The 16,207-nt window shown below is 53.8% G+C and carries 18 protein-coding genes; 16 read left to right on the top strand and 2 right to left on the bottom strand.

What is annotated here, in order from left to right; translation table 11 throughout:
* The first annotated feature begins 94 nt into the window (after window positions 1-94).
* The 14 genes from yceD (at window position 95) to ptsG (ending at window position 12,324) form a co-directional block, all read left to right on the top strand.
* Window positions 95-616, top strand: coding sequence for a 23S rRNA accumulation protein YceD (gene yceD / locus LK04_RS11330; protein ID WP_039333660.1), 522 nt, complete (start codon window positions 95-97; stop codon window positions 614-616).
* Window positions 617-630: 14 nt separating this feature from the next.
* Complete coding sequence (gene rpmF, locus LK04_RS11325) at window positions 631-801, top strand: 50S ribosomal protein L32 (RefSeq protein ID WP_007885783.1); 171 nt, start codon at window positions 631-633, stop codon at window positions 799-801.
* Window positions 802-828: 27 nt separating this feature from the next.
* Window positions 829-1,869, top strand: a complete 1,041-nt coding sequence (gene plsX / locus LK04_RS11320; protein ID WP_039333666.1) for a phosphate acyltransferase PlsX — start codon at window positions 829-831, stop codon at window positions 1,867-1,869.
* The gene (locus LK04_RS11315) at window positions 1,870-2,823 is read left to right on the top strand and encodes a beta-ketoacyl-ACP synthase III (protein WP_039333668.1); all 954 of its coding nucleotides are present in this window, start codon (window positions 1,870-1,872) and stop codon (window positions 2,821-2,823) included.
* 16 nt (window positions 2,824-2,839) lie between these two features.
* Window positions 2,840-3,772, top strand: a complete 933-nt coding sequence (gene fabD / locus LK04_RS11310) for an ACP S-malonyltransferase (protein ID WP_039333670.1) — start codon at window positions 2,840-2,842, stop codon at window positions 3,770-3,772.
* Window positions 3,773-3,782: 10 nt separating this feature from the next.
* Window positions 3,783-4,517 (top strand): 3-oxoacyl-ACP reductase FabG, encoded by a 735-nt coding sequence (gene fabG / locus LK04_RS11305; RefSeq protein ID WP_039333672.1) that lies wholly within the window; start codon window positions 3,783-3,785, stop codon window positions 4,515-4,517.
* A gap of 153 nt (window positions 4,518-4,670) precedes the next feature.
* The gene (acpP, locus tag LK04_RS11300; RefSeq protein ID WP_007885774.1) at window positions 4,671-4,907 is read left to right on the top strand and encodes an acyl carrier protein; all 237 of its coding nucleotides are present in this window, start codon (window positions 4,671-4,673) and stop codon (window positions 4,905-4,907) included.
* A gap of 86 nt (window positions 4,908-4,993) precedes the next feature.
* Window positions 4,994-6,235, top strand: coding sequence for a beta-ketoacyl-ACP synthase II (fabF, locus tag LK04_RS11295; protein WP_039333675.1), 1,242 nt, complete (start codon window positions 4,994-4,996; stop codon window positions 6,233-6,235).
* A 122-nt stretch (window positions 6,236-6,357) separates the two neighbouring features.
* Window positions 6,358-7,170 (top strand): aminodeoxychorismate lyase, encoded by an 813-nt coding sequence (gene pabC, locus LK04_RS11290; RefSeq protein ID WP_039333677.1) that lies wholly within the window; start codon window positions 6,358-6,360, stop codon window positions 7,168-7,170.
* The gene (mltG, locus tag LK04_RS11285) at window positions 7,167-8,186 is read left to right on the top strand and encodes an endolytic transglycosylase MltG (protein ID WP_039333679.1); all 1,020 of its coding nucleotides are present in this window, start codon (window positions 7,167-7,169) and stop codon (window positions 8,184-8,186) included. Before pabC ends, mltG begins: the two co-directional genes overlap by 4 nt.
* Window positions 8,176-8,811 carry a dTMP kinase gene (gene tmk / locus LK04_RS11280; RefSeq protein ID WP_039333681.1) on the top strand — a complete coding sequence of 212 codons (636 nt, stop codon included), beginning with the start codon at window positions 8,176-8,178 and terminating at the stop codon, window positions 8,809-8,811. The genes mltG and tmk overlap by 11 nt, the downstream gene beginning before the upstream one ends.
* A complete protein-coding gene (gene holB, locus LK04_RS11275) occupies window positions 8,808-9,797 on the top strand; it encodes a DNA polymerase III subunit delta' (protein WP_039333683.1) in 990 nt (329 codons plus the stop codon). The genes tmk and holB overlap by 4 nt, the downstream gene beginning before the upstream one ends.
* 17 nt (window positions 9,798-9,814) lie before the next feature.
* Complete coding sequence (locus LK04_RS11270) at window positions 9,815-10,606, top strand: metal-dependent hydrolase (RefSeq protein ID WP_039333685.1); 792 nt, start codon at window positions 9,815-9,817, stop codon at window positions 10,604-10,606.
* A gap of 284 nt (window positions 10,607-10,890) precedes the next feature.
* Window positions 10,891-12,324 carry a PTS glucose transporter subunit IIBC gene (ptsG, locus tag LK04_RS11265; RefSeq protein ID WP_039333688.1) on the top strand — a complete coding sequence of 478 codons (1,434 nt, stop codon included), beginning with the start codon at window positions 10,891-10,893 and terminating at the stop codon, window positions 12,322-12,324.
* Window positions 12,325-12,367: 43 nt separating this feature from the next.
* Here the strand turns inward: ptsG and LK04_RS11260 are convergent, their stop codons facing one another.
* Together LK04_RS11260 and LK04_RS11255 are read right to left on the bottom strand one after the other, a co-directional pair.
* Window positions 12,368-13,507: a glycoside hydrolase family 88/105 protein gene (locus LK04_RS11260; protein WP_039333690.1), complete on the bottom strand. Its 1,140-nt coding sequence runs from the start codon at window positions 13,505-13,507 to the stop codon at window positions 12,368-12,370.
* Window positions 13,504-15,108, bottom strand: a complete 1,605-nt coding sequence (locus LK04_RS11255; RefSeq protein WP_039333692.1) for an MFS transporter — start codon at window positions 15,106-15,108, stop codon at window positions 13,504-13,506. Before LK04_RS11255 ends, LK04_RS11260 begins: the two co-directional genes overlap by 4 nt.
* Window positions 15,109-15,466: 358 nt before the next feature.
* Between LK04_RS11255 and hinT the strand changes: the two genes are divergently transcribed.
* Window positions 15,467-15,817: a purine nucleoside phosphoramidase gene (gene hinT, locus LK04_RS11250; RefSeq protein ID WP_039333694.1), complete on the top strand. Its 351-nt coding sequence runs from the start codon at window positions 15,467-15,469 to the stop codon at window positions 15,815-15,817.
* Window positions 15,818-15,835: 18 nt separating this feature from the next.
* Complete coding sequence (locus tag LK04_RS11245; protein ID WP_039333696.1) at window positions 15,836-16,201, top strand: YcfL family protein; 366 nt, start codon at window positions 15,836-15,838, stop codon at window positions 16,199-16,201.
* Window positions 16,202-16,207: the final 6 nt, after the last annotated feature.

The raw sequence follows: 16,207 nt of genomic DNA, 5'->3' as shown, positions 1-16,207 counted from the left end.
TGCGCCGCACTGGATGCGACTAACGGGTGAAAGATGCTGTAAACCGGCCTTTTTCTTTGACTCTATGACGTTACAAAGTTAATATGCGCGCCCTATGCAAAAGGTAAAATTACCCCTGACGATCGATGTGGCCCGTGCCGCGCAAAAACGCCTTGATTACCAAGGTGTGTATGCACCTGAATTGGTGGCGCGTTTGGCTGAAACGGTCGTGAGTGTGGACAGTGATGTGGAATGCACCATGTCGTTTGCGATTGACAACCAGCGCTTAGCGGTTCTTGAGGGAACAGCTGAAACGCAGGTGACTCTGTCTTGTCAACGCTGCAACCAGTCGTTTCCGCATCATGTTCACGTAAGCTATTGCTTCAGTCCTGTCTCTTCTGATGAGCAGGCCGAGGCACTGCCGGAAGCGTACGAGCCAGTTGATATCAATGATTTCGGCGAAATCGACTTGCTGGCAGTCATCGAAGATGAACTCATCCTCGCGCTGCCTGTCGTTCCGGTGCATGATTCTGAACACTGTGAAGTGTCCGACGCGGACATGGTATTTGGGAAGCTGCCTGAAGAGGCAGAAAAACCAAATCCGTTTGCCGTATTAGCCAGTTTAAAGCGTAAGTAATAGGAGTAAGGTCCATGGCCGTACAACAGAATAAACCAACCCGTTCTAAGCGTGGTATGCGTCGTTCACACGATGCGCTGACCACCGCAGCTCTGTCAGTAGATAAAGTTTCTGGTGAAACTCATCTGCGTCACCATATCACTGCGGATGGTTACTACCGCGGTCGCAAGGTTATCACCAAGTAATTCTTTGCGGTTACGCAAGGCGATACCTTGACACGTTTGACCCTGGCAGTTGATGCCATGGGCGGGGATTTCGGTCCCTGCGTGACAGTGCCTGCATCCTTGCAGGCACTGGCCTCTCATACGCATCTGGTTCTTCTTCTGGTCGGTGATCCCGACATCATCTCGTCATTTCTTGCCAAAGCGGATTCCTCGTTACTGGGGCGTGTGCAGGTGATCCCTGCCGAATCGGTTATTGCAAGTGATGCCAAACCTTCACAAGCTATTCGTAACAGTCGCGGCAGTTCCATGCGCGTGGCGTTAGAACAGGTGAAAGAGGGGAGAGCACAGGCTTGTATCAGTGCGGGGAATACCGGCGCATTGATGGGTCTGGCAAAAATGTTATTAAAGCCGCTGGATGGGATTGAGCGTCCGGCGTTGATGACCGTCTTGCCGCATCAGCAGCATGGCAAAACGGTGGTGCTGGATTTAGGCGCAAACGTCGATTCAGACAGCGACATGCTGGTGCAGTTTGCGGTGATGGGCGCCGTCATGGCAGAAGAAGTGCTGGAAATTGCCAAGCCGCGCGTTGCACTCTTGAACATTGGTCAGGAAGAGACCAAAGGGCTGGAAACGATTCGCGCAGCATCTGCGGTTCTACGAGACACACCGCAAATCAACTATATTGGATATCTTGAGGGGAACGATCTCCTCACCGGCAAGACGGATGTGCTGGTCTGTGATGGCTTCGTGGGTAACGTCACGCTGAAAACCATGGAAGGCGTGGTAAGAATGTTTCTTTCTCTGCTCAAGTCGTCAGAGGATGGGAAAAAACGGGCTTGGTGGTTGAAACTGGTCGGGCGCTGGATTCAAAAGCGCCTGGCTAAACGTTTCGGTCATCTCAACCCCGACCAGTACAATGGCGCTTGTCTGTTAGGATTGCGCGGGACAGTGATCAAAAGCCACGGTGCGGCGAATCAACGTGCGTTTGCCGTGGCGATAGAGCAGGCAGAGCAGGCGGTGCGAAGGCAAGTCCCAGAGAGGATTGCTGCGCGCCTTGACGCTGTATTAGCCAGGAGTGACAAAGCGTAGATGTTTACCAAAATTATCGGTACGGGCAGCTATTTGCCTGAGCAGGTTCGCACCAATGCGGATCTTGAAAAACTGGTGGAAACTTCGGACGAGTGGATTGTCACCCGTACCGGCATCCGTGAGCGCCGCATTGCTGCGCCAGATGAAACCGTGGCCACCATGGGCTTTACCGCCGCGCAACGTGCGCTGGAAATGGCTGGCGTCGCTGCCAGCGATGTCGGTCTGATTATTGTGGCAACCACCTCTTCCAGCCACGCCTTCCCAAGTTCAGCGTGTATGATCCAGCAAATGCTGGAGATTAACGACTGCGCGGCATTTGATTTGGCCGCCGCTTGTGCAGGTTTTACCTACGCATTAAGCGTTGCCGATCAATACATCAAAAATGGCGTGGTTAAACACGCGCTGGTGATTGGTGCGGACGTTTTGGCGCGGACACTGGATCCTGAAGATCGCGGCACCATAATCCTGTTCGGTGATGGCGCCGGTGCGGTGGTACTGGGTCAAAGCGAAGAGCCGGGCATTCTGTCGACACATCTTCACGCTGATGGCCGCTACGGCAAACTGTTGACGCTGCCGTATCAGGACCGTGCGCATCAGGATGAGCCAGCTTACCTCACCATGGCAGGTAATGAAGTCTTCAAAGTGGCAGTAACTGAACTCGCCCACATCGTTGACGAGACGTTACAGGCCAATAACCTTGACCGCGAAATGCTCGACTGGCTGGTACCACACCAGGCCAACTTGCGCATTATCAGCGCCACCGCCAAAAAACTCGGCATGGGCATGGACAAGGTTGTGGTCACGCTGGATCGCCACGGCAATACTTCCGCTGCCTCAGTGCCAAGTGCACTCGATGAAGCCGTGCGTGATGGCCGTATCAAGCCAGGACAACTGATTTTGCTCGAAGCCTTTGGTGGCGGTTTTACCTGGGGTTCGGCGCTGGTTCGCTTTTGATTGACAGGAACGAAAGATGACACAATTTGCTTTTGTTTTCCCGGGACAGGGATCGCAGACCGTTGGCATGTTGGCCGACCTGGCTGCAGAAAATCCGCAGGTTGAAGCCACATTCCGTGAAGCTTCAGATGCACTGGGTTACGACTTATGGCAGCTGGTGCAACAAGGCCCCGCTGAAGAGTTGAACAAAACCTGGCAGACCCAACCAGCCCTGCTGGCGGCTTCAGTGGCCATTTACCGTGTCTGGCAGAGCAAAAATGGCTCACAGCCGATGTTAATGGCGGGCCACAGCTTGGGTGAATATTCTGCGCTGGTTTGTGCTGGTGTACTGAATTTCGCCGATGCGATTAAGCTGGTTGAGCTGCGCGGCAAATTGATGCAAGAAGCGGTGCCAGAAGGCACGGGCGCCATGCAGGCAATTATTGGTCTTGATGATGAATCCATCCGTAAAGCCTGCGAAGAAAGCGCGCAAGGTCAGGTGGTTTCACCGGTCAACTTCAACTCGCCTGGCCAGGTGGTTATCGCGGGCGATAAAGAAGCGGTAGAGCGTGCTGGAGCAGCCTGTAAAGCAGCAGGTGCAAAACGTGCGTTGCCGTTACCTGTCAGCGTACCGTCGCACTGTGCGTTAATGAAGCCCGCCGCAGAGAAACTGGCCGTTGCGCTGGAGAACATTACGTTCAACGCCCCAGCCGTACCGGTGGTTAACAACGTGGATGTGAAGTGCGAAACTGAGGCCGCGGCGATTCGCAGCGCCCTGGTACGCCAGCTGTACAGCCCCGTTCGCTGGACGGAAGCGGTTGAGTTTATCGCGACCCAAGGTGTTGACCAGTTGCTGGAGATCGGTCCAGGTAAAGTCCTGACCGGTCTGACCAAACGTATTGTAGATAGCCTGACCGCTGCTGCAGTGAACGATTCTGCTTCACTAAACGCTGCGTTTACACAGGAATAAGAGGAAAAACATGAGCTTTGAAGGTAAAGTAGCGCTGGTGACTGGCGCAAGCCGCGGCATTGGCCGTGCGATCGCGGAAACGCTGGTTGCACGCGGTGCGAAAGTGGTGGGAACGGCTACCAGTGAAAGCGGTGCGGAAGCAATCAGTGCTTACCTCGGCGATAAAGGTAAAGGTCTGCTGCTGAACGTGACCGATGCCGCCTCTATTGAGAGCGTGCTCGAGAAAGTTCGCGCTGAATTTGGCGAAGTGGACATTTTAGTCAATAATGCAGGCATTACGCGTGACAATCTGTTGATGCGCATGAAAGACGATGAATGGGCGGATATCCTCGATACCAACCTGACATCGGTCTTCCGTCTTTCTAAGGCGGTTATGCGTGCCATGATGAAAAAACGCGTGGGCCGTATCATTACCATCGGTTCTGTAGTTGGAACCATGGGTAACGCGGGCCAAACAAACTACGCGGCAGCAAAAGCAGGTTTGATTGGCTTTAGCAAATCACTGGCGCGAGAAGTCGCGTCACGTGGCATTACCGTAAACGTCGTGGCTCCGGGCTTTATTGAGACGGACATGACGCGTGCACTGAACGAAGATCAGCGCTCGGGCATTTTGGCAGAAGTGCCGGCAGGTCGTTTAGGCGACCCGCAGGAGATTGCCAATGCTGTTGCATTCTTAGCCTCTGACGAAGCCTCTTACATCACGGGTGAGACGCTGCACGTCAATGGCGGCATGTACATGGTCTGATAATCACGAAATCATTTGCATTATCTGCGGTAAACACCGCAGAATAGCGCAAAATCGTGGTTCGACCAGCCGGGATTTTGTTGCATCTTTTTCAACATTTTATACACTACGAAAACCATCGCGAAAGCGAGTTTTGATAGGAAATTAAATAGTATGAGCGATATCGAACAACGCGTTAAGAAAATCGTAGCTGAGCAGCTGGGTGTTAAAGAAGACGAAGTGATTAACACTGCTTCTTTCGTTGAAGACCTGGGTGCAGATTCTCTTGACACCGTTGAGCTGGTAATGGCTCTGGAAGAAGAGTTTGATACTGAAATTCCAGACGAAGAAGCTGAGAAAATCACTACCGTTCAGGCAGCGATCGATTACATCAATAGCCATCAAGGCTAATGAATATCTTCAGGCGGTCACCTCGACCGCCTGAGTTTTATGTTTGCCCCACATAGCGTTATTTTTTCCCTCCCTGGAGGACGTACGTGTCTAAGCGTCGTGTAGTTGTGACTGGTCTTGGCATGTTGTCTCCTGTCGGCAATACCGTAGAGTCTACCTGGAGTGCTCTCCTTGCCGGTCAGAGCGGCATTAACCTGATCGACCATTTTGATACTAGTGCCTACGCAACACGCTTTGCGGGCTTAGTAAGAGATTTTAATTGCGATGAATTCATCTCGCGCAAAGATCAGCGCAAGATGGATGACTTCATCCAATACGGCATTGTTGCCGGCATTCAGGCTATGGCAGACTCCGGTCTGGTTGTAACTGATGAGAATGCCGGTCGCATCGGTGCGGCAATTGGTTCCGGCATCGGCGGACTGGGTTTAATTGAAGATAACCACAGTTCTCTGGTCAACGGCGGCCCGCGCAAAATCAGCCCATTCTTTGTTCCTTCGACCATCGTTAACATGGTAGCCGGTCATCTGACCATCATGTACGGTCTCAAAGGACCAAGCATTTCGATTGCAACGGCTTGTACTTCAGGCGTGCATAACATTGGTCATGCTGCGCGTATCATCGCGTACAACGATGCTGACGTTATGCTGGCTGGTGGTGCTGAAAAAGCCAGTACCCCACTGGGTGTCGGTGGCTTCGGTGCTGCACGTGCGCTCTCCACAAATAACGAGAACCCGCAGGCGGCAAGCCGTCCGTGGGATAAAGATCGTGATGGCTTTGTGCTGGGTGACGGTGCAGGCATTGTGGTGCTGGAAGAGTACGAACATGCGAAGAAGCGCGGTGCTAAAATCTATGCTGAAATTATCGGTTTCGGCATGAGCAGCGATGCTTACCACATGACCTCTCCTCCGGAAGATGGTTCAGGTGCAGCAGCGGCAATGGTCAATGCATTGCGTGATGCGCAGCTGAATGCGGAGCAGATTGGCTACGTTAACGCGCATGGCACCTCGACGCCAGCCGGTGACAAAGCTGAAGCGCAGGCAGTGAAGTCAGTATTTGGTGCAGCGGCCCGCAGTGTGATGGTCAGCTCTACCAAATCCATGACCGGACACTTGCTCGGTGCGGCAGGGGCCGTAGAATCGATTTATTCGATTCTGGCACTGCGTGACCAGGCCATTCCGCCAACCATCAACCTGGATAACCCAGATGAAGGTTGCGACCTGGATTTCGTGCCGCATACGGCGCGCCAGGTGAGCGGTCTGGAGTATGCTTTGTGTAACTCCTTCGGATTTGGCGGCACCAACGGTTCGCTTATCTTCCGCAAGGTATAATTCATACCCCGCCCAATAAAAGGCCCGCAATGCGGGCCTTTTTTATATTTTGACACGCAGTGGCGTGGAATCTTACGTTCGTCGATGGTATGTAAACAGGCACAGTAGCCAAGGGGATGGGTATGTTGATAAACGGCATAGAGCAGAACGTGCTCTCCGCAAGCGATCGCGCGGTGCAGTTTGGCGACGGCTGCTTTACCACTGCCGCGGTGGTTGGCGGCAGAATTCAGTTGCTGGATGCCCATCTGCAACGGCTGAAAGAGAGCTGTGAACGCCTGTTTATACCGCTCCCTGATCTCGCCCGATTGTCGGCAGAGATGCAGCAGCTGGCCAGCGGTCAGGCTCAGGCCGTATTAAAAGTCATTCTGACGCCCGGTGCAGGAGGCAGAGGCTACAGCAGAGCCGGCTGCGAGACGCCGACTCGCATTCTTTCGCTGGCACCCTGGCCGAATCATTACGCCCGTTTGCAGCAGCAAGGTGCAACCCTCGTCACCAGTCCGGTTCGGTTGGCAAGAAATCCTTTACTGGCTGGGCTAAAGCATTTGAACAGACTTGAACAAGTGCTGATCCGTCGACATCTTGATCAGACCGACGCTGACGAAGCGCTGGTGCTTGACACTGCAGGGACGGTGGTGGAATGCTGTGCGGCCAATTTATTCTGGCGCAAAGGCGAACGCATCTATACGCCGCGCCTGGAACAAGCGGGTGTGAATGGCATTATGTGCCGTTATCTGATGGCGCAAATGGCGATGGCAGGCCAGTCTTGTCAATTGATTGACGGTAGCAGGGACGATGTGTTGAACGCCGATGAAGTGGTGATTTGTAACGCCCTGATGCCGGTTTTACCTGTGCGGAAAATTGACGATGTTTCGTTCTCCGCGCGCACGCTGTACCAGCAACTGCAGGACAGTTGCCAGACAATGGAAGCAACATGACCCGAATGAAAAAAATCGTCGCCAGCGCCGTGGCGATTGCCGGCCTCGCGGCCGCCTTTAGTTATTGGCAAATCGAACGTTTAGCCGATACACCTTTGACGATCAGCCAGGAAACCCTTTATACCCTGCCAGCAGGCAGCGGTCGCGTGGTACTGGAAGCACAGCTGGAAAGTCAGCATATTATTCCTGCCAGCATCTGGTTTGGCCCGTTATTGAAACTGGAACCGGAATTAGCCAAATTCAAGGCGGGTACTTATCGGCTGGAAAGCAATATGACGGTGCGCCAGTTGCTTGAGCTGTTGGCCAGCGGTAAAGAGGCACAGTTCCCGGTGCGCTTTGTTGAAGGCTCACGTTTGAAAGAGTGGTTGGCAGAACTGCGCAAAGCGCCTTATCTCAAACACACCCTGACGGATGATGAGTTTGCCACCGTGGCAGCAGCCCTTAAACTGGATGCCAGCCAGCTCGAAGGCGCTTTCTATCCTGACACTTATCTCTACACCGCCAATACCAGCGATGTGGCGCTACTGGAGCGTGCGCACGCGCGCATGAACAAACTGGTCGATGAGATTTGGCAAGGCCGCATGGACAATCTGCCTTATAAGAAAGAGCAGGATTTGGTGACCATGGCCTCCATCATCGAAAAAGAAACGGGCGTCAGCGAAGAGCGCGCGCGTGTGGCATCGGTGTTTATAAACCGACTGCGTACCGGCATGAAACTGCAAACCGATCCCACGGTGATCTACGGTATGGGTGACAGTTACACGGGCACGCTGACGCGTAAAGACCTGGAAACGCCAACCGATTACAATACCTATACCATCAGTGGTATGCCGCCAGGGCCAATTGCCATGCCGGGTAGGGCATCACTGGAAGCGGCAGCGCATCCGGAAAAAACCAATTACCTCTATTTCGTCGCGGATGGTAAAGGCGGTCACACCTTTACCACCAACCTCGCCAGCCACAATAAAGCGGTACAGGTTTACCGGCTGGCCATGAAGGAAAAAAATGAAAAGTAAGTTTATCGTCATCGAGGGTCTGGAAGGCGCAGGCAAAACAACCGCCCGTGATGCCATCGTCGCGGTATTGCATGAGCAGGGGATCACTGACGTGGTTTTCACCCGTGAGCCCGGCGGTACGCCACTGGCTGAGCAGCTTCGTGTGCTGGTGAAGCAAGGCATCGAGGGTGAGCAAGTCACGGATAAAGCCGAGTTGCTGATGCTGTATGCCGCACGCGTGCAACTGGTGGAAAACGTCATCAAGCCCGCTCTGGCGCGCGGTGCCTGGGTTATCGGCGACCGTCATGATTTGTCTTCACAGGCCTATCAAGGCGGAGGTCGTGGGTTGGATACGCAGTTGATGACCACGTTACGCGATGCGGTGCTGGGTGATTTCCGTCCTGATTTGACGCTCTATCTTGATGTCACGCCAGAAATGGGTCTGCAGCGTGCGCGTGCACGCGGTGAGCTGGATCGTATTGAACAGGAATCGCTGCGCTTTTTCGAGCGCACACGTGAACGTTATCTGGCCCTGGCAGCCGCAGATCCTACCATCACCACGATTGACGCGACGCAGAATATTGCAGACGTGACATCGTCACTTCAGCAGGCGCTGCGCAACTGGCTGGCAGGTCAGGCGGCATGAACTGGTATCCATGGCTGAACCAGCCTTATCGGCAGATTATTGCCCGACATCAAGCCGGTCAGGCGCATCATGCTTTATTGATCCAGGCCATCGAAGGAATGGGGGATGATGCGCTGGTTTGGGGCGTAAGCCGCTGGCTAATGTGCCAGCAGCCGGAAGGGTTAAAAAGCTGTGGTCACTGCCACGGTTGCCACTTGATGCAGGCGCACACCCATCCAGACTGGTATCGGCTAGAGGCTGAAAAGGGCAAGTCGTCGCTGGGGATCGATGCCGTGCGCGATGTGACTGAAAAGCTCTACCATTTCGCCCAACAGGGTGGTGCCAAGATTGTCTGGCTGCCTGATGCCGCACAACTGACCGAAGCCGCGGCAAACGCCCTGCTGAAAACACTGGAAGAGCCTCCGGCAAACTGTTGGTTCTTCCTCAGCGTGCGTGAGCCGTCGCGCTTACTGGCAACATTGCGCAGTCGCTGCATGACGTGGCATTTGTCCCCGCCGGAAGAAGTGCAAAGTCTGTCTTGGTTGCACAAACAGCAACCGCAGCCTGAAGTCGTGCTGCGTGCTGCACTGCGTTTAAGTAATGGCGCACCCGCTGCGGCGTTATCGCTGTTGCAACCCGAACGCTGGCAGGCGCGCACCAGGCTATGTGAGACCTTGCTCACCGCTATAAATGGGGATGTGCTGCAACTGTTGCCAGCTCTCAATAGCGATGATGTGGCAGAGCGACTGAGTTGGCTGATTTCGATGTTAGTTGATGCCATGAAAGTGCAGCAGGGTGCCAGCCAATGGCTCAGCAACGGCGACAGAGTCGATGTCGTTATGCAACTGGCACAACATCTCAACAGCAGTGCGCTGAATGCGAGTGCCCAGCAGTGGATGCAGTGCCGCGAACAGTTGCTGCATGTTGCAGCGCTAAATCGTGAACTGATTCTGACCGACCGCTTGCTCGCCTGGGGACGATTGATGTCACCCGCGGTGGTCGGCTAAGTAAAAAAGAGAGAAGTATGTTTATTGTTGATTCGCACTGCCATCTTGATGGTCTTGATTATGAAAAACAGCACCGCGATTTGGACGATGTGATCGCCAAAGCGGCGGCCCGTGATGTGAAGTTCATGCTGGCCATTGCCACCACGCTGCCGGATTACTACAAAATCAAACAGCTGGTGGGGGACCATGAAAATATCGCGCTCGCGTGCGGCGTCCATCCACTCAATCAGGAAACGCCTTATGATGTTGACGAATTTCGTCGCTTAGCCGCAGAAGAGCAGGTGATCGCGCTGGGTGAAACGGGACTGGATTACTTTTACCAGCAGGAAACCAAAGCGCAGCAGCAAGCCTCCTTCCGCGAGCATATCCGTACCGGTATTGCGCTGAACAAACCGATCATCGTTCATACCCGCGATGCGCGTGAAGATACGCTGGCGATCCTGCGTGAAGAGCAGGTTGAAAAGTGTGGTGGTGTGTTGCATTGCTTCACCGAGGATCAAGCCACCGCCGCGAAATTGCTGGATATGGGCTTCTATATCTCCTTCTCCGGTATTTTGACTTTCCGCAACGCAGAGCAAATTCGTGATGCCGCGCGCTATGTGCCGCTGGACCGGATGCTGGTGGAAACCGATTCTCCGTATCTGGCGCCAGTACCGCATCGCGGAAAAGAGAATCAGCCCGCCTTTACCCGTGATGTCGCCGATTATATGGCGGTGCTGAAAGGGGTAGACATTGAAACCCTGGCTGCAGCAACCACCGAGAACTTTTCCCGCCTGTTCCACGTCCCAATGAGCCGTCTCGGCGGCTAATTCGTTTTATTTCGAACCATGAATTAATTCCTTATTGCTGTCTTGTACCGCGTTTAATGCGGTGCAGGCAGTGTTTTATTGCTGCTTATTCATGCAGGTCAGTAAGAAATGACTGAAAGCAATAAAATTTCATCAGCGAAACGTGATAGCCGTCAAAGTAACAATTCGCTATTTATTTTACCCTTCGTAATAAATCAAAAGACGCCCAGCGTCACCCCGGTAAAGGATCCTCCCCCTTTACCATGCGCACTGCGCAAAAAACGCACTCATACTCAGGAGTTTCTATGTTCAAGAACGCATTTGCGAACCTGCAGAAAGTAGGTAAATCGCTGATGTTGCCGGTATCGGTTCTGCCGATTGCCGGTATTTTGCTAGGTGTTGGTTCGGCAAACTTCAGCTGGTTGCCAGCGGTGGTTTCCCATGTCATGGCAGAAGCGGGTGGTTCCGTGTTCGCCAATATGCCGTTGATCTTCGCGATTGGTGTGGCGCTCGGCTTTACCAACAACGACGGTGTTTCGGCACTCGCGTCCGTGGTGGCTTACGGCATCATGGTGAAAACCATGGCGGTGGTTGCGCCGTTGGTGTTGCATTTGCCTGCAGCGGAGATTGATGCCAAGCACCTGGCGGATACTGGGGTGCTCGGGGGCATTATTGCGGGTTCGATTGCCGCCTACATGTTCAACCGTTTCTACCGTATCAAACTGCCTGAGTATCTCGGCTTCTTCGCCGGTAAACGCTTTGTGCCGATCATTTCGGGTCTGACCGCGATTTTCACCGGTATTGTGCTCTCCTTTATCTGGCCACCTATTGGTACGGCGATTCAGGACTTCTCACAATGGGCTGCCTATCAGAACCCGGTTGTGGCGTTTGGTATCTACGGTGTGGTGGAGCGTTCGCTGGTGCCGTTTGGTCTGCACCATATCTGGAACGTTCCATTCCAGATGCAGATTGGTGAGTTCACTAACGCAGCAGGTCAGGTGTTCCACGGTGATATTCCGCGCTACATGGCGGGCGATCCAACCGCGGGTAAACTCTCTGGCGGCTTCCTGTTTAAAATGTATGGCTTACCGGCTGCAGCGATTGCTATCTGGCACTCGGCTAAACCAGAGAACCGCGCCAAAGTGGGCGGCATCATGATCTCCGCTGCGCTGACCTCGTTCCTGACCGGTATTACCGAACCGATCGAGTTCTCGTTCATGTTCGTCGCGCCGATTCTGTACGTGATCCACGCGATTCTGGCTGGCCTGGCGTTCCCAATCTGTATTCTGCTGGGCATGCGTGACGGCACCAGTTTCTCACACGGCTTGATCGACTTCGTGGTGTTGAGCGGTAACAGCAGCAAAATCTGGCTGTTCCCGATCGTGGGTATCATTTATGGCCTGATTTACTACACCGTTTTCCGTGTATTGATTGTGAAACTGAACCTGAAAACACCTGGACGTGAGGACACGGCAATGGAACAGAGCAGCGCAACCGGCAGCGAAATGGCGGGCAAACTGGTGACTGCCTTCGGTGGTAAAGAAAACATTACCAACCTTGATGCCTGTATTACCCGTCTGCGTGTGAGCGTGGCGGATGTGGCGAAGGTTGATCAGGCGAAATTGAAAACCCTAGGCGCACGCGGCGTGGTGGTGGCCGGTTCCGGCGTTCAGGCGATATTCGGGACCAAATCCGATAACCTGAAAACCGAAATGGATGACTATATCCGTAATATGTAACGGATTGAAACAGGGGGCGGCCAAATGGCTGCCCCCAACACATTCAGAGATAAACCCGCAAATACTCCGTCAGACACAACAGCGCCATGGCCTGACCATAAGGCATTGAGGTGAGCGGTACCTGGCGATAGTAGTCCAGATCGCTGCCCATCGCGGTACCAAACGACACCTGTTTCAACTCCCCTTGTTCATCGATGTTGGCAATCACGCCACGCAGCGCCTTTTCTGCCATCGGGCGATATTCCTCGGGTAAGTAACGCTTACGAACGGCTTTGAGAATGCCGTAGGCAAATCCCGCGGTCGCTGACGCCTCTGGATAGCTTTGTGGATCGTCGAGCAAGGTGTGCCATAACCCACTGCTATGCTGGCATTCTGCTAATGCCTTCACCTGACTGGCCAGCACCTGCTGCAGGAAACGGCGCGTGGCGTGATGCTCAGGCCAGTTCATCATTTCGAGGAAGTCAGGGATCACGATGGTTAACCAACTGTTTCCTCGCGCCCAGCGGGCGTTGGCGAAATTGTGGCGGCCTTCAAACGTCCAACCGTGGAACCACAGACCGGTTTGGCGATCCATCAAATATTGCGTGTGAATCAGGAACTGATAACTGGCTTCCTCAACAAATTCAGGGCGATCAAATAGCTGTCCGATCTTCGCCAGCGCCATCACGCTCATCATCAGCGTGTCATCCCACAACTGTTGGGTATTCTCATTGTTATAAACGATATGCTGCAAGCCACCCTGTTCGGTGCGCGGCATTTCATACATTACCCATTCGGCCCAGCGCTCCAGCACCGGACGCCAGGCGGCATTCCCGGTCTCCTGGTAGCGATAAGCCAGCGTCAGGAAGGGGCACATGGTATTGACGTTTTTGGTGGGGGTGCCTTCCGCCAGTCGGGCATCAAACCAGTCATCGATTATTTTCAGCGTAGCCTTATCGCCGGTTTGCTGGGTGAAGTGCAGCATGCCGTAAAGGCCGATACCGTGCGTCCACTCCCAACCGGCCCAGCCTTTGGTGTCTATCACGCGGCCATCATCCAGTCGCAGTAAAAACTCGCCGCTGTGATCGGTGATATTCACTAGATTGACGGTGAGTTTATGGATTAGCTGTACCAGTTCGCTGCGCGGTAACAAAAACTCAGGTTGGCGCAGCAAAGCACTGTGCTTTACAGGAAATACAGTCATGGTTCATTCCTATCGTTAATCAGGGTAGGGAGAGGTTGCAAAGGGCTACGGTGCGTGGGGAGCGGCGGTGCAGCAGACTTGTGGCGATTGAGATAGCCCACATTGTTGTTGCCCCACAAATTTTCATACGGCATGCCCGCCAGCGTTTCGACGATGGTGCGCGCCTGCGGCGTAATCTGTTCCGGCACGACGCGCCCGGCCGCGCGCATCTTCACCGTTTCCTGGCGTAAAACCGTGTGGGTGTGCAGGTTCAGTTTGAAGCGCAATGACACGATAAAGCCGCAGGTCAGCACACACAGCGTACCGACGCTGAGAATGAACAGGATGGTATGGCCTACGGCTGGGGCCTGCTCAGCTTTCCCGGAGGTAAATCCGGCTAACTGCAGCACAATACCTACCATCATAACGGCACCGGCTTGCGAGGCTTTGCGGGTCAAGGTCATGATGCCGGCGAAAATCCCCTCGCGGCGCTGGCCGGTAATCACCTCATCAACATCCGCGATGTAGGTATAGGTATTCCACGGAACGTAGTTGATGCCGCCGCGGCCCAAGCCGGCTAAGGCGGAAATCAGCACCAGCAGCGCGAGATTATCATTCATGCCGGTGTACCAAAGCCCTGCGTAAGAGAGGGCGCTGAGGCCGAACAGTATCACCACCATGCGATAGGCCGGGGCAGGTCCAATGCGGATACACAGTGGAATCATCGCCATCACGGCGATAAACTGCAGCACCGCCATGGTGCCCATCAGATTTGATGCGATCTGCGCGCTCTGCATCAGCACAAACACCACGTACCAGGTGAACACCGCATTAAACACGTCCTGCGCGATGTAGCCGCCAAGATACATACCAAGGTGCTGGCGGAAGATGCGAATGCGCAACGTGGAGGCCAGTTCGACATACAAGCGCTTCAGGCTTTGCAGCAACGACAGCTGCGACTTTTGCTCCTCCGCCCTACGCGACTCAGCGGAGAAATCCTCGGGTGCACGTTCCCAGGTGAAACGCCACACCAGCGTCAACACCAGGGCGCAGATCACCGAGAACACCAGGCTGGCATAGAAAAAGGAGACCGGGTTCTCTTTGCCAAACCAGCCAATCAGCACGCCGGGTAAAAAGGCGGCGAGAATCGAAGACAATTGTGCGAGGGCAATGCGCGCACCGGAAAAACGGGTTTTCTGCTTAAAGTCATCGGTCATTTCCGGTACCAGCGTTTCATAGGGCACCAGAATCATGGTGTAGACCACATCGAACAGCAGATAGGTCAGCAGATACCACCAAAAACTCATGTCACTAATCCACATCAGGCTATAACTGAACACGCACGGGATGCCGAGCAGAATGAAGAATTTGCGGCGGCCAAAGCGTTTACCCAGCCAGGTGGAACCGAAGTTGTCGGTGAGGAAGCCCATCAAGGGGCTGACCAGCGCATCCAGTACGCGGGCGGCAGCAAAAATGAAGGTGGCTTCTATCGGCGAAAGTCCGCAGAAGGTGGTGTAAAAATAGAGCAACCAGGCGGCAGTGAGCGCCGTGGTGCCTGCTCCGAGGAAATCCCCGGAACCGTAAGCCAGATAATGGCCCAGACCAATCTTACGAGACTGCATGGCAGGTTCTCCTTGAAATCGACGGATTGCACATCCCTCATTACTCCGTACTGCTTGCCCGGATTGGATAGAAAGTAGAGCGCTGTGACCCGGCAAACCTTCGTCATTTGGCAAGGGTTGGCGGGATAGTGGCAAAAACACAAAGAAATCGACGCGATATCTCTAATTTATAAAACAGCGTTTCATTTTTGTATTGATTGGCGATGCAGAAATGCGAGGTGCCGCACAGCGGTTAAACCAAAAGAAAAAATGGTGCAAAGACAGTCATTCAATGCAAGAAAAGTGGTCCTGAGGTTGTAAGAAACAGAATTCCTCACGCATACTGGCGGACTGAACTTAAGGCTTAAGGAAATGCACCATGGCTGAAGAAACGATTTTCAGTAAAATCATCCGTCGCGAAATCCCCGCCGACGTGGTTTATCAGGACGAACTGGTCACTGCCTTCCGCGATATCGCGCCCAAAGCGCCGACGCATATTCTGATCATTCCTAACGTATTGATCCCCACCGCTAATGACGTGCAAGAGGCGCACGAACATGCGCTGGGCCGCATGATCACGGTAGCGGCGAAAATCGCGAAGGATGAAGGGATTGCCGAAGATGGCTACCGTCTGATCATGAACTGCAACCGTCATGGCGGCCAAGAGGTTTACCACATCCATATGCACCTGGTTGGCGGACAGCCGCTGGGCCCGATGCTGGCCATCTAACCTCAGGCGGACCTTGTGATGCGTCAATGGCTGTGTGGCATGCTGTTACTGACCCTGGCGGGTTGCAGCAGTAACAAACCGATGATCAATACCTCGCAATCGCTGGTGATGGAGTCTTCCGTGTTGTCTGCGGGTATCATCACCGATGAGCCCACGCTTGCAAGCCGTGACGGCCAGCAGCGTGCGTCAAGTGTGCTCTATAATCAGCGTGAAACACCGGTGACCGTGCACTATCGTTTCTACTGGTATGACGATAAAGGCCTTGAGATAACGCCTGAAGAACCGGCACAAACCCAGACCGTTCCCGCGCATGGCAGCACTGAAGTTGTCTCGCAAATCGGTAATTTGACCGCCAGCAAGGTGCGTCTGTATCTCTTTCTCTGAGGAGTA

This window comes from Pantoea vagans, from assembly GCF_001506165.1.
Lineage (GTDB): Bacteria > Pseudomonadota > Gammaproteobacteria > Enterobacterales > Enterobacteriaceae > Pantoea > Pantoea vagans_C.
Note: the sequence above shows the minus strand (reverse complement) of the source record. Positions and strands in the feature narration are given on the sequence as shown.